Below are 14,545 nucleotides of genomic sequence, written 5' to 3' on the forward strand. Positions count from 1 at the left end.
GGTCACAGAGTTATCTATGCTCCCGGGGATTCGCTCCCTTGCCGTCGCGATCCATCTTGAAATCTATTGGGTATAGACACTTTATCAAGATTATCTTCGATATCTATTCATTTATAAATCTTTAGGGACAACACAACAAGTTATTACTCGGAGAATTCAATTTCTTATTTTATTGTAGAGAAGCCCCGGGCAACCCGAGGCATTCTTCCAGCTCAAAGACTTGCTTGCAAGATACGATAGCTAATATCTAGCGTGATATCCCCTTTAATTCTCCTCGCAGGATTTAATTATCAGGGCCAACACGGACAACTAATTTGCCGAAATTATGACCTTGTAACAGACCAATAAACGCCTCTGGAGCATTTTCCAAACCTGTCACTATCTCTTCACGGTATTTGATCTGCCCTTCAGCGAGCCAAGTGGACATATCACGCCAGAATTCATCAAAACGCCGAGCATAATGATCAGAAATAATGAACCCCTCCATTCGAATTCGCTTCTGTAACAATTGCCCCATTAACAAAGGCGAACGATCTGGCCCTTTCGGAACACGGGTCGCGTTGTAGAGAGACACCATCCCACAAATCGGAATGCGAGCAAAAGTATTGAGCAATGGCAAAACTGCGTTAAACACTTTGCCCCCCACGTTTTCAAAATAAATATCGATACCTTTAGGACAAGCACTATTCAATTGGTCAGCAAAGTCTGGATCATGGTGGTCAAGGCAAGCATCAAATCCTAACACATCAACAGCATAGCGGCATTTTTCTGTACCACCTGCGACACCAACGACGTAACAGCCTTTAAGCTTACCAATTTGACCAACTGTTGCCCCTACCGGACCCGTTGCAGCCGCAACAACTAATGTTTCACCCGCTTTAGGTTGACCAATATCTAATAGCCCCGTATAAGCAGTAAAGCCAGGCATACCCAGCACGCCTAATGTATAAGACGGATGAGAAGGCGATTGCCCTAAATTGGTAAGATTACTACCATCGGAAATGGCATAATCCTGCCAACCGCCATCCGCCAATACCCAATCACCAATCTGATATCCCGGATGATTTGAAGACACTACCCGGCTTATCGTTGAACCAACCATGACATCATCAAGTTCTACCGATGGAGTATAAGAGGCTTCATCATTCATACGCCCGCGCATGTAAGGGTCCAGCGAAAGAAAAACACTACGTAACAAAAGTTCCCCCTCCTTAATCTCAGGAATAGGTTGCTGTTCCTGACGAAAATTAGAGGATGTAGGAGCACCATGCGGACGTGAAGCTAGTACGATACGGCGATTTATTTGTTGCGTTTGAAACATTCATATTCTCCTTCAACATAACGTCAATATCATCGAAATATCCTAAAAGTAGACTAGTCGTCTAACGCTTAGGTATAAAAAAACACAGGTGAATAGTGATATCTCCAACAGTGTTTTTGCCTTTTATGCCTCCAGCAATCGTTTCGTAGTCACCAAAGCATTCTATAACGGTGCGCTACTCTCCGTGATCTTAGCCATCTAAACTGGTGCTCAACCCAATCTGGAATAAGGTTTCAGTCAATGGAAAGATTTCTTCAGCAGTACAATTCAACCCACCTTCTTGACATCCTCTACTCCCACCTTCTCACTTCGTGACTCAGGCGGGTGGGGAGCGCTATCACCTGACCGCCTCGCCAGCGCTGCTTGTACTTTAGATTTTCCTTAGCAGTCCGCTATGATGTTATTCATCTTTTCTAGATAATGCGTCAAGCAATCTTCAAGCATAGTAGCGTCAAATACCTCTTTTAACGCCAAATAATAGCAAAACGCGCCTTTTAACAATCTTGACACTTTCAAAATTTTATTGAGTCTAACCGCTACAAAACCTTTACACCCAATAATTTGTTGAGCGATTTCTAGAATGTGCTGACATATATCTTGGGAGTTTCTGTTCGTTTGCATGGACATAGCGTACACATTATTAAAACAGTCGTCTATAATTAAACCGAAATTTCCCTGTCGACAAAAAAAGGTATGAAATTACATTTTAATACAACTTACTATCCTCTTCCCGCTGACCTATAACTTAATTCTGAAACATAATTACTGCTCCAAAATTTCATCAATAGAATAATCCAGTAATGATGGAAACCTTTAATTTTCACTTTTAACAGAATAGCGAGAAGTTCCTTGCTTATTGATATTGTAAATTATAAAACAATACCGTAATGTGATTTCAATTTAACGTAAAACGCAATCCTTAATTAAAACAATAAGTAAAATATACCCAATAGATTTCAAGATGCATCGCGACAGCAAGGGAGCGAATCCCCGGGAGCATAGATAACTATGTCATAGATAACACTGTGACCGGGGTGAGTAAGTGCAGCCAACAAAGAGGCAACTTGAAAGATAACAGGTATAAATAGCTAAATATCATTCACTCTCCCAATATTAAGCATTGATGATATCGCGTTTACAATAATTCCCTTTTTCTGATATTTTTATCAAACATGTAATAATACCCTCAGTGAATATAATCTTGGATCATTATATAATTTTCTCTTAATCAATAAGTAAATAAACCTATAATCAATAACCGGGAATTATCAAATTAGTGTATATGATTATCGTTGTGTCAAATAAATACAGCTTGTTACCAAATTATACTCATTCAATATCACAACGCATTAACATTTCATCAATAAAATTGCAAATTCATGCTCGATAAATAATAAAATAATCATTAATTAACCATAAACCTGGCAACCAAATTTTGTTTTTCATTACAATCACTTTGTATATAAATTATTAAAAACATAGATATATTTTATCATCTACATTTATGTTTTTAAGTATAAAAATATAATTAATCTCTTATTATTTTATAATAAAACTCAAAGGGTAAAAAAATTGCATTCATCTCAAATAAAAGGTATCTTTAAAAAACACCGAAATTAAGAAAAGTTTTTATTTGTATAGTTAATAGATAGTTTGTCTTTTTAGTATTTAAAATAGATAAGAATTATCACTAACTATAATGTAGATGGTTACAGTAGTGAATAAGAAGTTCTAAATACAAATAAATTAACTTTAAGGAAAAATTATGAAACGGAATTCTAATGAGTCGGTTCCACTCAAGATATTTATCTAATCAAATAGGTTAAATTTAAATCTTGGTATTTTTTAAACATATTTTTAGAATTAATCACAAGAGGTAATACCATGTCAGAGATCGAAGCAATTTCATTAAAAGCACCAATCAGTGTTATTGCAAAAGTAACGAATAAATCAGAATATAAACTCAAACTTATCCAAGATTCTATTCGCTTAGATCAAGGTGAGTGGACAACTCTTCCTCCCCAAGTAATTAATAGAAACAATGATAGCACTCCTGGAAAAGCGATTTGGAGAAGTGACTCAAATAGTATCATTAGTGGTGTTTCAGGACGCTGTACTTATGTATTTGTAGATAGCAAAGGCGAAATCTATAGCATTTATATTACATGGAATAATCCTCTGATTGGAAGCAGCAGCTATTCAATATCAACAGATTATGAAGGTGATGATTTACATCTGTCCTATACAGCAGACATTGGTAATAACCCAATAGTAGAATATACTATTGTAAGCTAATATTTAATAATCTATATTAACAACCATTCCTGTGAAAAATATTTCAATCAATATTTCCTCAACAGGAATGGTTTATTTAAATATGTAACATCTCCCATTTCAATCAAAGATTAATTTCCGTTATGCTGCCACCTTCTAAATAACGCCCTTTTTCATAAAAGTTTGTATTATTTTCCTATAATCCCATTGATACTTCTTTTTATTATATACCCTTCATCCTTCAAGTTGCTGCTTTGTTGGCTGCGTTCACTTGCCGCCTCGCTGCAAATTGAAATCTATTGGGTACAAAATGGTCATTAATAAGTTTTTACAGATGGTGCCTGGTAGGTGTTAAAACGATCAAGTAAGATGATAGGATCTTGTTCGATTATTGCCATATGACGATATTTTTCATGCAAAAATTGTTCATCGGCCATTCTATTAATCATAGAAACCAACGGATCATAAAAATTATTAATATTCAGAATACCACAGGGCTTAGTGTGCAACCCAATCTGGTTCCAAGTAAATACTTCGCTGAACTCTTCTAACGTACCAAAGCCACCAGGTAAAGCAACAAAAGCATCAGCTAATTCAATCATCTTACTTTTACGCTGATGCATAGTTTCGACAATGTATAATTCTGTTAAGTTCTTATGTGATATTTCACGCTTTTCCAACAATGTTGGTATAACACCAATAACTTTACCGCCCTCTTTCAGAACAGTATCAGCAACAGTTCCCATAATGCCTACACTGGCCCCACCATAAATTAAAGTAATCTCACGCTTAACTAATTCTTTCGCAAAAAGAATAGCATTTTCTTTATAGATTTCAGATATACCGAGGCTTGAACCACAATAAACGGCAATACTTTTCATTATCTAAGTCCCTGTTACTTTATATTCACTGTAATAAATATAATTATACATTGATATAACTATTACACAACTCATTTATGTATAGAGATAATATAAATTAGAAAATTAATTCCAGTAAAATCAGAATAATAAAGAAATTATCAATCATCGATGAATTAACCACATTTCATAATGCTATTTGATTTTTTAGAGAATAATCACCCAATACTGAAAAACAATTTTACTATTTTATATAATCTAATCTAATCTAATCTAATGAATGGATAATATTTACTTAAAATTATATTTCTCAAACCTATTGAGTTATCTGCCTTTCACTGAGAAAATTGCCAACCAGATCACTTAATTTTCATTGAGGTTTTGTCCGGATGTCTTCTTCCAAGCTCCAAAAGAGTGCTTTTCCGTTAATACCGATAATACTGTTATTACTTGCCATGACGTCAATTCAGAGCGGTGCTTCTCTTGCTAAAATGTTGTTTCCGGTCATCGGCGCACCTGGCGTTACTGCTTTACGACTGGGTCTTGGAACTATCATTCTATTTCTTATTTTTAAACCCTGGCGCCTGCGTTTTCGCCGAGATTCAATTATGCCACTACTTACCTATGGCATTGCGCTCGGGGCAATGAACTATTCGTTTTATATGGCATTAACCACGATTCCTTTAGGTATTGCCGTTGCTCTTGAGTTTACCGGCCCACTAGCCGTAGCTATGTTCTCATCACGCCGGCCAATAGATTTTCTCTGGGTTGCGCTGGTTATCGCAGGTCTGGCTTTCCTGTTACCGATTGGCAATAATATTAATGGCTTAGACCCTGTGGGGATTATTTATGCACTCAGTGCTGGTGTTTGCTGGGCACTATATATTATTTTCGGCCAACGCGCGGGAGCAGGTTACGGAGCAGCAACAGTCTCTATCGGTTCACTTATCGCTGCCTTAATATTTTTCCCTGTTGGGCTGATACAAACGGGTCCAGAACTGTTATTTGATATGTCAATTATGCCTCTGGCTCTGGCAATCGCTATTCTGTCTACTGCATTCCCATATACATTAGAAATGATTGCTCTAACCCGTTTACCCGCACAAACATTTGGTACCTTGATGAGTCTTGAACCCGCCCTCGGCGCTTTATCTGGTATTGCGTTCCTCAATGAACATCTAACGACAACTCAATGGCTGGCCCTATTTTGCATTATTTTCTCCTCTATCGGTTCTACATCAACCATTAAAAGGAAGTCTAAAATAGTAGAAGTCGATTAATAATTTTATTTAATTGAAATAAAATGGCGACCGGAGTAATTAATAGGATAATTCTCCGGTTATTTATCAAAAAAATCGCTATTATTCACCACTTAATGAGTCCTGCATATTTTTCTAAATAATCATCCTGTTTTTTGAATTATTATATTGATATATACCCAATAGATTTCAATTTGCAGCGCGGCGGCAAGTGAACGCATCCCTAGGAGCATAGATAACTATGTGACTAGGGTAAGTGAACGCAGCCAACAAAGCAGCAACTTGAAGGATGAAGGGTATATAATTACATGACTTCATTGTTAATGTATTAATTCTAATTTTACCTAAAATCTTTTATAAGAATAGACTATTGATTTAATAGGAATAAGCTATATGATTCAAGCTCAATGTCGAGTTATACTCGTTATCTTTCAAGTTACCTCTTTGTTGGCTGCACTCACCCGGTCACAGAGTTCTCTATGACATAGTTATCTATGCTCCCGGGGATTCGCTCCCTTGCCGTCGCGATGCATCTTGAAATCCATAGGGTATATATTAATTTCAATAAATGAGAAATTCATTATTAATACTAAGGGAAAACTATTATGGATACGGCCAAATTAATTAAAACACAACCATCCACACTACTTTATACTCGTAATGATGTTGACGATGATATTAAGCAGGAAACAATTGAAATTCTGAATCATATGGTGATCCATTTTATTGATCTTTCCCTGCTCACCAAACAAGCACATTGGAATATGCGTGGCAGAAACTTCATTTCTATCCACGAAATGCTAGATAACTTCCATGTAACTATTACTGAACACATGGATACTTTCGCAGAAAGAGTTGTGCAACTGGGTGGAATCACGCTTGGAACTGTACAAGCCGTGAATAAACATACTTTACTGAGAAGCTACCCGATAGATATCCATAACGTGCAAGATCATCTGAAAGCACTGGCTGACCGTTACGCCGTTGTTGCTAATGATATACGCACAACTATTGATGAAATTGAAGACGAAAATACGGCAGATATAATTACCGCAGCCTCCCGTGACCTCGACAAATTCTTATGGTTTATTGAAGCAAACATTGAGCAATAAAACATCATAACAGCTCTGCGTTACTTACAGGACTATGCTAACACCGTAGTCCTGTTTATATCAGCCTTGCACCACCGAAGGCTCCGGCATTGAAAAACATCATAAAATTCCCGTCATGCAGACAAATTTCGTCATATCCTTTAAAAATAAGCATAAATTGTCTATAATCTACGCTTTATTTCATAAATAACTTGAGGAAATAATAAAATGGATACCGAAGTAAAAGACAGTAATGGTACTGTGCTTAATGATGGTGATTCTGTTCAAGTCATCAAAGACCTGAAAGTCAAAGGCACATCTGCAACTTTAAAACGCGGTACTGTGATTAAAAATATCCGCTTAAACCATCGTGAAGATGAAATCGAATGTAACGCAGACAAAATCAAAGGTTTAGTGTTGAAAACCTGCTTTCTAAAAAAAGTAGGATAAACAACACGTTCTGCCGATTTTATTCATAAAGGATAAATAAATTACAAATTTTCGTGTAAGTTATTTATCCTTTTCATTTTCTGAAAGAATTTCCGGTTGCTCAATCGGGAAAACCGGCAGAGCATTTAATAACCTCAATCCATATTTTTTGCTTAGCAAACGCCGGTCATAAATAACCACATCACCATAACATTCATGGCTACGAATAAGCCTTCCTACCTGCTGAATAAGGCTGAAAGAAGCACTTGGCAAACTTTGAACCTCAAAGGGGTAACGTTTAAGCGATTTCAACCATTCACCTTCAGTAATAATTACCGGATTGTTAACTGGAGGAAATGCGATTTTATGAATGTGAACCTGAGACAGATAATCACCCTTTAAATCCAGACCTTCAGCAAAAGATTGCAACCCAACCAACACACTACATTGCCCTTCATTTATACGCTGACAATGCGTTTCAACTAACCGATAACGCGGCTGATCCCCCTGAACAAGTAACATCAAACGTAAATCCGTCACATAAGTGAGAAAAATATCCATAGCTCTCTGACTACTGAACAAAATCAGCATCCCTTTATGTTTCCGACTCAACAATTGGGCCCTGAAATAACGCGCCATTTCTTCCAAATGAGCAGTTTCATTGTCAATTGTCGGCTCCAGCGACATTTTGGGAATAACCAGCTTTCCCTGCCGTACATGATCAAAAGGTGATGATAACGTGACAAAACGGTCACCCGCTTTTTCAGTTAACCCAGTCAATTCCTGAATACGGGAAAAACTGTTCAGGGAACGAAGTGTTGCTGATGTCACAACCACATGAGGAATATTACGCCAAAGCAACTGATGGAGCTGTTCACTAACTCTGATACCTGCGCAATAGAAATAAAGGTGTGACTGATTTTTTTCATAGCGGCGTCTCAACCATTTTGATACCGGTGCACTAGATGACTCTTCCAATGAAGCCAACCGCCATAATTTGGTCATATTTTCAAAATATCCAAGCGTGCGACTAGTATGCAAAATAGCCCGATGCAATCTGCCAATATCCTGTTTAGCTGTCTGCTCACTCAAATCATTCAGTATCGCTTCTGCCAACCCACGTAAACCATCGGTCAATTTGAACAATTGCTGGCAGCAAAGTAGCAAGTTATCCGGTAACTTCCCCATCTCAAACAAATACTCATCTATCTTACTTTTCTCAGGTAAGAGTGCCTGAGTCACAGTAGCAAGTTCTTTAAAACATTCCCGTAGTTTTTCATTATGTTCATTAAGACGGCCAGCATTAGCCAGACGTGGAGGCTTTGCAGGATGGAATTGCACCAGATATTGCTCAACATGGCGGATAAAAGTATCTAACTGACCATTAAGTTGAAACAGTGTAATGTCTCCTTCAACTTCCAGTGAATCCCGAGCAACATCCGGTATATGATGGCCTTCATCAAGTACTAATAACAAATTCTTGGCGTCGGGTAGCACCGATTCACTCTCCAGTGCCGCCATCACCAACGCATGGTTAGCGACCACGACATCCACATTTTCGATTTCACGGCGAGCAATAAAAAATGGACAACGATGATAGTATTGACAATTACGTCCAAGGCAGTTTGCTTTATCTGTGCTAACTTTCGACCATAAAGTATCAGACAAAGCCAGTTTGTGGTGATCACGCAACCCATCCCAAGCAAAAGTTGTATAGTCACTGTGCAACCTGCGACACAGTTCTCTCTCTTCACTATTAGCAAGTTCTGTTTTGTCCTCAACCAAAAATATTAAATCTATCTGTCCACTGTTGTTTGCACAGATGGCTTCGAGATTACGCGGGCAAACATAACGACCACGCCCAAAGGCCCCAGTAAATTTCAAATCGGGAATGATTTTGCGTAGCAAAGGAAGATCTTTGCTGTAAATCTGATCCTGTAAAGCAACATTAGCAGTACTAACGACCAATGGCTTACTTTCTGATCTGCTCACAGCAATGCCAGGGATCAAATAAGAAAGGGTTTTACCGATTCCGGTTGGCGCTTCAATAACTAAATGACGCCCTTCTTGATCGGCAAGCGTTTTTGCAACTTCGGCAATCATCTGCCTCTGTGGCGCGCGGGGAATAAAGCCATTAATGTGTTGAGGTAACGCCTTATACCACTGGCTTATTTGATTTTTTATTGAACTGGAAAGTGCCATTGAACTCTGCTGTCATAAAACCGAAGCACTATTTTCCCACAGAGCAGAAATGAAATCAGCTCAATATCGAGACTACAAGGCTAATTAAATAATTTAACGCCAATTTCATGTCAATAAGAGGCGGACTAAACACACCAATAGTATATGACAATGACATTCATTTAACTTCATCTACTTAGCTACTCAAAGCATCATTCATAATCCAAAAAGTAAGTTGGTTATTGCCTTGTCAGCTATTCAGAACCCTATATACTTTCTATTTTCTATGGCACCAGAGAACAATAATGAAAAAATTACTTATCATGTTCATCGCTATCTTTGCATTCGGTTCAATCGGCGGCGTATTTTTAGCGGGCCTTAATATGTACACCCGCTCAACCACACCAATGGAACCACCAACCAGTCAACAACAAGAGGCAACTACAGCGCCGATACAGCAATGATAACGGACCACGACACGATTTTATCTTTTATATAAAGTAGGAGCTTCCATGAATAATTCATACTTTGTCAGTGCACAATGGCTGAAGGATCATCTTGATGATGAAAATATCGTCATCCTTGATACAACCGCACCACCACCACCTCAACAAATTGATTGTCATAAACTCTGGCTAGATACACACATTCCCGGTGCCCAATTTTTTGATTTGGATAAAATTGCAAATCATCAAAGCGGATTACCTCATATGCTGCCAGATCCGCAAACGTTTAGTCAGGCTGTTGGAGCAATGGGCATTAGCGAAAATCATCTAGTCGTGGTTTACGACCAAGGCAATATGTTCTCTGCCCCTCGCGCATGGTGGACCTTCAAAATATTCGGCAGCCACAACGTTCGTATTCTTAATGGAGGTTTACAAGGCTGGCAACAAGCAGGATTTACAACAGAATCAGGTGAAGTGACACGCAATCCTCAAACCTTTAATACCCGTTTCGATGCCAGCAAAGTGAAATCACTGCAACAAATTCTGGCTTCGTTAAATGATCCACAAATTCAAATCGTGGATGCCAGAGCAACGGACCGTTTTCAAGCTAAAGCACCAGAGCCACGCCCTGGACTAAGAATGGGCCATATTCCTGGTAGTAAAAACGTTCCGTGGACTATGCTGGTAGAGAATGGTCACTTTAAATCATCAGCTGAAATTACAGATATTTTCCGTAAACAAGACGTTGACTTAAATAAACCTGTTATCGCGAGTTGTGGCTCAGGTATGACAGCCGCTGTTTTGGTACTAGGTTTAGATATAATCGGCAAGAAAGATAGTTACTTATACGATGGATCATGGGCTGAATGGGGAGCAAATGATGCCCTACCTCTGAAGAAATGATTAACCACAAAAGGGCATATTCACCCTATGCCCTACAATAAATAAAATAATCCCAGGATAAACTGTAAGTATTGACTTTGTAAATAATATAACCACTATTTAATACAAACATTCTGATATGCCTTTTTGATAATGAAATAGCATCCTACTTAATAATTTTCATATCGTTATTATTCAATTTATTAACTCCTTAATTAATGTTGTTTTTATCAAATAAAGTCACATGAAATAATTAAATAAGTATATTTAAATATTATTATCATTAACTTAAAATTCAACTCTATATTTTATTTAAAAATAAGATTAAGCTTATACATAGTATGTAAGGAAAATTGCATTCAAGTGTATTCAAAAGCTTTTGCTTGAACACTGCCTTGAAGCCCCTTTACTACAAAGAACAACAGATAAAATACCCAGGTACAGTAAATTATAAAAGAGTTGAATATTAATGTCTTAACTAGAACACAATATCAGCATTTATATTATCAAGATGGAGAGTAAAAATGGCTATTTACCTTAAAGATCAAAAAATAAATCTTGCGCTAAGCTTTATCAGTGGCTCAGGAAGCATAATAACCGAAAAACCAGAACCCACTCTCGTTGCAGAAAATATTAAAGAATCATTGGAAAAGAGTCTGGTTACGGCCAATAGTTTCTCTATCGTTTGGGGGCCTGCTGTCTTTCGTATTAATAATGGCGAAAACGCTAAGGATAATAAAGACGACCACGTTTTATTCATTGTGAAAAACCGCAGATCCCCATATGACTATCGAATCGTTATCCGAGGGTCATGGTCTGACATTAATTGGCAAGTTGAAAACTTTGCTGTACACGAAACTGTAAACTGGTCACTTTGGGACCCCAATATTCCTGAAGAATTTAAAGATGCCAAGATCTCTTATGGAACGCATATAGCATTAGACTATATTGTTAACCAAGTAAAAAGTAATAATACTCCTGGTTACGGCGAATCACTCATTGATGCAATTGATAAAATTGCCCAAGAAAAAGGAGTGCACAATATTACCATTACAGGGCACAGCTTAGGCGGCATTCTAGCTTCTACTCTCGGATTATACTTAAAACGGTTATATCTTAATAAGCGAAAAAATAATATTCGTATTCATGTTTGCTCTTTTGCTAATCCAAATACCGGTAATGATGTTTTTGCATCTTATATTAAATATGTCTTTAACGGCTCGTCAGTAACGAGCTATAAGAGCAATTTTTTAAGGATCTATAATCGTAAAGATGTTATTTCCTTGATCTGGAATTTGGATGGATTAGAAACAATTCCGACCATCTATGAACCATTAATTAAACTAGATGAAGAATTAATTAATAAATTTAAAAAGATTGTTCTTCTTGTAAAAGATAAAGGTTATACAAAACTCACTCCAAATTTACCTTTTACATCACCTATTTTAGAATTAAATCTAAATAAACAAGTCATTTTTCAACATATTACAGCATATGCAAATCAATATGGTATGAATTTAGTTGAAGTCAATGACGGTACTCAACCACCTATTGATGATATTGTTGTTATTAACAGTAATTTATCTCAAGATATTGTCGCCTATTTCTTACTTATACCTATTCCCGAAGATAACACTAATATTGCATAATCTGATTTATACCCGTTATCTTTCAAGTTGCCTGTTTGTTGGCTGCACTCACTCACCCCGGTCACAGAGTTATCTATGCTCCCGGGGATTCGCTCCCTTGCCGTCGCGATACATCTTGAAATCCATCGGGTATATATTGTTTTTTTATCCCAAAAAAATGGAGCTTTTAATAAAAGCTCCATTGAATACGATATCACTTATTTAAACATAATAATAAAATCATATTTATACAAACAATACTAATTCATTATTATTTAAGAATAATATCAATACTATTTCCCTACATTACTATTCTTTGGAAATTAATATAACATTGTAAAATTGCAATAATATTTTCACGTAATCATTAAACTTATAGCTCTTGTTATTCGCTTTTAATTTCATAATGAATAATTTATATTTTGTCAAATAAAACAATATCAAAAATTTCCATGAACTTATTTGACATATTTAAAAGTTATTATTAACTTTAAGTTTAATTCTACTTTTTATCTGAATAGAAGACTAAAAACATTAACTTTTGATGTTTAAACCTAAACATCAGACTAACATTTTTCATATAAAAAATAGGGAGTAAAAATGACTATCTCTTATGAAAACCAAAAGGTAAATCTCGCACTAAGCCTTATTATTAACTCTGGAGGTATAAAAACTTACAAACCAGAACCGGGCATCGTCTCGGAAAATATCCAAAAATCATTGGAAAGCAGTAAGGCTACCGCGAATAAATTCTCTATCGTTTGGGGGCCTGCTGTATTTCGTGTTGACAGCGTTGATATTGATAAGAAAAAAAGTGTTATAGACAAAAAGGACGATCATGTTTTGTTCATTGTGCAAAATCGCTATGACCCAAATGACTACCGCGTTGTCATTCGGGGATCATGGTCTGATATTAACTGGCTCAATGAGGATATTATTGTCTGTAAAACTACAGACTGGGCGCTATGGGATTCAAAATCACCTAAAAATGCGAAGATTGCTTATGGAACGAATATGGCATTGGATTACATTATTAATCAAATGAAAAGCAACAACTCTCCGGGTTATGGAGAATCGCTCACTGATGCAATTGATAAAATTGCCCTGAAAGGAGGGATACAAAATATTACCATTACAGGACACAGTTTGGGAGGCGTGCTGGCTTCTACCATTGGTTTATATCTAAAGAGACAGTACCTCGATAAAGGAAACAATAATATTCGTATTCATGTTTGTGCCTTTGCAGGCCCCACTGCCGGTAACGATGTTTTTGCTTCCTACACTGAATCTGTTCTTAATGAAATATCTACTGTTGGTTATAACAGTGATTTTCTGAGAATTCATAATAGTATAGATGTCGTTCCCCTAGCCTGGCATATAAATGGATTGGAGAAAATTAAGACTATTTATCCAATATTAACTGGCACAATTAACACTCTTATTTTTTTTGTTCTCGGTAAAAATTACACTCAAATCTTCCCAGATTTCTCTATTCATTCAGATATTCCAATATCACCTATAATGTCGTTTGACGATCTACTCATTAATATCGGGAATCAACATGTTTATGCCTATACCAAAGAGTATGACATGAGTTTCATTACCATTGATGATAGTTCAAATATACCGACTGATTACGATATTATTGTGGTTAATGATAGCCTATCCGAAAGTATTGCTGAACTTTTCAAGTTTCTAACCAAAGGTAAAATCGATATTGCATAATTTTATTTTATTATGCATAGCTTTGATTTAGCATAAATGGAGCCTATATTATAGGTTCCATGCACGGTAATAAATTACATTTTAATAGAGTAATTCAATTATTTCTTCCTACATATCACTAAAATTACACCCATTCACTATCACTCACTTTGTAGATATACCCAATAGATTTCAAATTGCAGCACGGCGGCAAGTGAACGCATCCCCAAGAGCATAGATAACGATGTGACTGGGGTAAGTGAAAGCAGCCAACTTGAAAGATGAAGGGTATACCAATTTAAATTATTTTCCATAGGAAATATCACCACCACTTTCTCCATATTATCATTATTAAGAACTAATATAATTTCACAAAAACATAGCTTAATTTTTATCGCTTACTTTAAAGCTCATAATAGATAATTTATTTTGTTAAATAAATTAACATTAAATTACCCTATACTCATATG

11 protein-coding genes are annotated in these 14,545 nt (G+C 36.5%); 8 read left to right on the top strand and 3 right to left on the bottom strand.

Annotation, left to right across the window (positions count from 1 at the left end):
• Window positions 1-283: 283 nt before the first annotated feature.
• On the bottom strand, window positions 284-1,321 hold the full coding sequence (locus AM629_RS00235; protein WP_054475044.1) for an NADPH-dependent curcumin/dihydrocurcumin reductase: 1,038 nt from the start codon (window positions 1,319-1,321) through the stop codon (window positions 284-286).
• A gap of 1,884 nt (window positions 1,322-3,205) precedes the next feature.
• On the opposite strand from AM629_RS00235, the gene AM629_RS00245 reads away from it, so the two are divergent.
• A complete protein-coding gene (locus AM629_RS00245; RefSeq protein ID WP_054475048.1) occupies window positions 3,206-3,616 on the top strand; it encodes a hypothetical protein in 411 nt (136 codons plus the stop codon).
• A gap of 296 nt (window positions 3,617-3,912) precedes the next feature.
• Here AM629_RS00245 and AM629_RS00250 read toward each other — a convergent pair whose 3' ends face one another.
• On the bottom strand, window positions 3,913-4,476 hold the full coding sequence (locus tag AM629_RS00250; RefSeq protein WP_054475049.1) for an LOG family protein: 564 nt from the start codon (window positions 4,474-4,476) through the stop codon (window positions 3,913-3,915).
• Window positions 4,477-4,844: 368 nt separating this feature from the next.
• Between AM629_RS00250 and rhtA the strand changes: the two genes are divergently transcribed.
• The 3 genes from rhtA (at window position 4,845) to AM629_RS00265 (ending at window position 7,255) form a co-directional block, all read left to right on the top strand.
• The gene (gene rhtA, locus AM629_RS00255; protein ID WP_054475051.1) at window positions 4,845-5,735 is read left to right on the top strand and encodes a threonine/homoserine exporter RhtA; all 891 of its coding nucleotides are present in this window, start codon (window positions 4,845-4,847) and stop codon (window positions 5,733-5,735) included.
• A gap of 584 nt (window positions 5,736-6,319) precedes the next feature.
• Window positions 6,320-6,826: a DNA starvation/stationary phase protection protein Dps gene (gene dps, locus AM629_RS00260; RefSeq protein ID WP_054475053.1), complete on the top strand. Its 507-nt coding sequence runs from the start codon at window positions 6,320-6,322 to the stop codon at window positions 6,824-6,826.
• 207 nt (window positions 6,827-7,033) lie between these two features.
• Window positions 7,034-7,255 carry an alkylphosphonate utilization protein gene (locus AM629_RS00265; protein WP_054475056.1) on the top strand — a complete coding sequence of 74 codons (222 nt, stop codon included), beginning with the start codon at window positions 7,034-7,036 and terminating at the stop codon, window positions 7,253-7,255.
• A gap of 60 nt (window positions 7,256-7,315) precedes the next feature.
• On the opposite strand, the gene dinG is transcribed toward AM629_RS00265, so the two are convergent.
• Complete coding sequence (dinG, locus tag AM629_RS00270) at window positions 7,316-9,436, bottom strand: ATP-dependent DNA helicase DinG (RefSeq protein ID WP_054475060.1); 2,121 nt, start codon at window positions 9,434-9,436, stop codon at window positions 7,316-7,318.
• Between the two features lie 284 nt (window positions 9,437-9,720).
• On the opposite strand from dinG, the gene AM629_RS24185 reads away from it, so the two are divergent.
• The 4 genes from AM629_RS24185 (at window position 9,721) to AM629_RS00285 (ending at window position 14,096) form a co-directional block, all read left to right on the top strand.
• Window positions 9,721-9,879 (top strand): hypothetical protein, encoded by a 159-nt coding sequence (locus AM629_RS24185; RefSeq protein WP_167338252.1) that lies wholly within the window; start codon window positions 9,721-9,723, stop codon window positions 9,877-9,879.
• 48 nt (window positions 9,880-9,927) lie between these two features.
• Window positions 9,928-10,764 (top strand): 3-mercaptopyruvate sulfurtransferase, encoded by an 837-nt coding sequence (sseA, locus tag AM629_RS00275; RefSeq protein WP_054475062.1) that lies wholly within the window; start codon window positions 9,928-9,930, stop codon window positions 10,762-10,764.
• 503 nt (window positions 10,765-11,267) lie between these two features.
• Window positions 11,268-12,392, top strand: a complete 1,125-nt coding sequence (locus tag AM629_RS00280) for a lipase family protein (protein WP_054475064.1) — start codon at window positions 11,268-11,270, stop codon at window positions 12,390-12,392.
• Window positions 12,393-12,971: 579 nt separating this feature from the next.
• The gene (locus AM629_RS00285) at window positions 12,972-14,096 is read left to right on the top strand and encodes a lipase family protein (RefSeq protein ID WP_054475065.1); all 1,125 of its coding nucleotides are present in this window, start codon (window positions 12,972-12,974) and stop codon (window positions 14,094-14,096) included.
• Window positions 14,097-14,545 lie beyond the last annotated feature (449 nt).

It is taken from the genome of Photorhabdus heterorhabditis (assembly GCF_001280945.1).
GTDB classification, from domain to species: Bacteria; Pseudomonadota; Gammaproteobacteria; order Enterobacterales; family Enterobacteriaceae; genus Photorhabdus; species Photorhabdus heterorhabditis.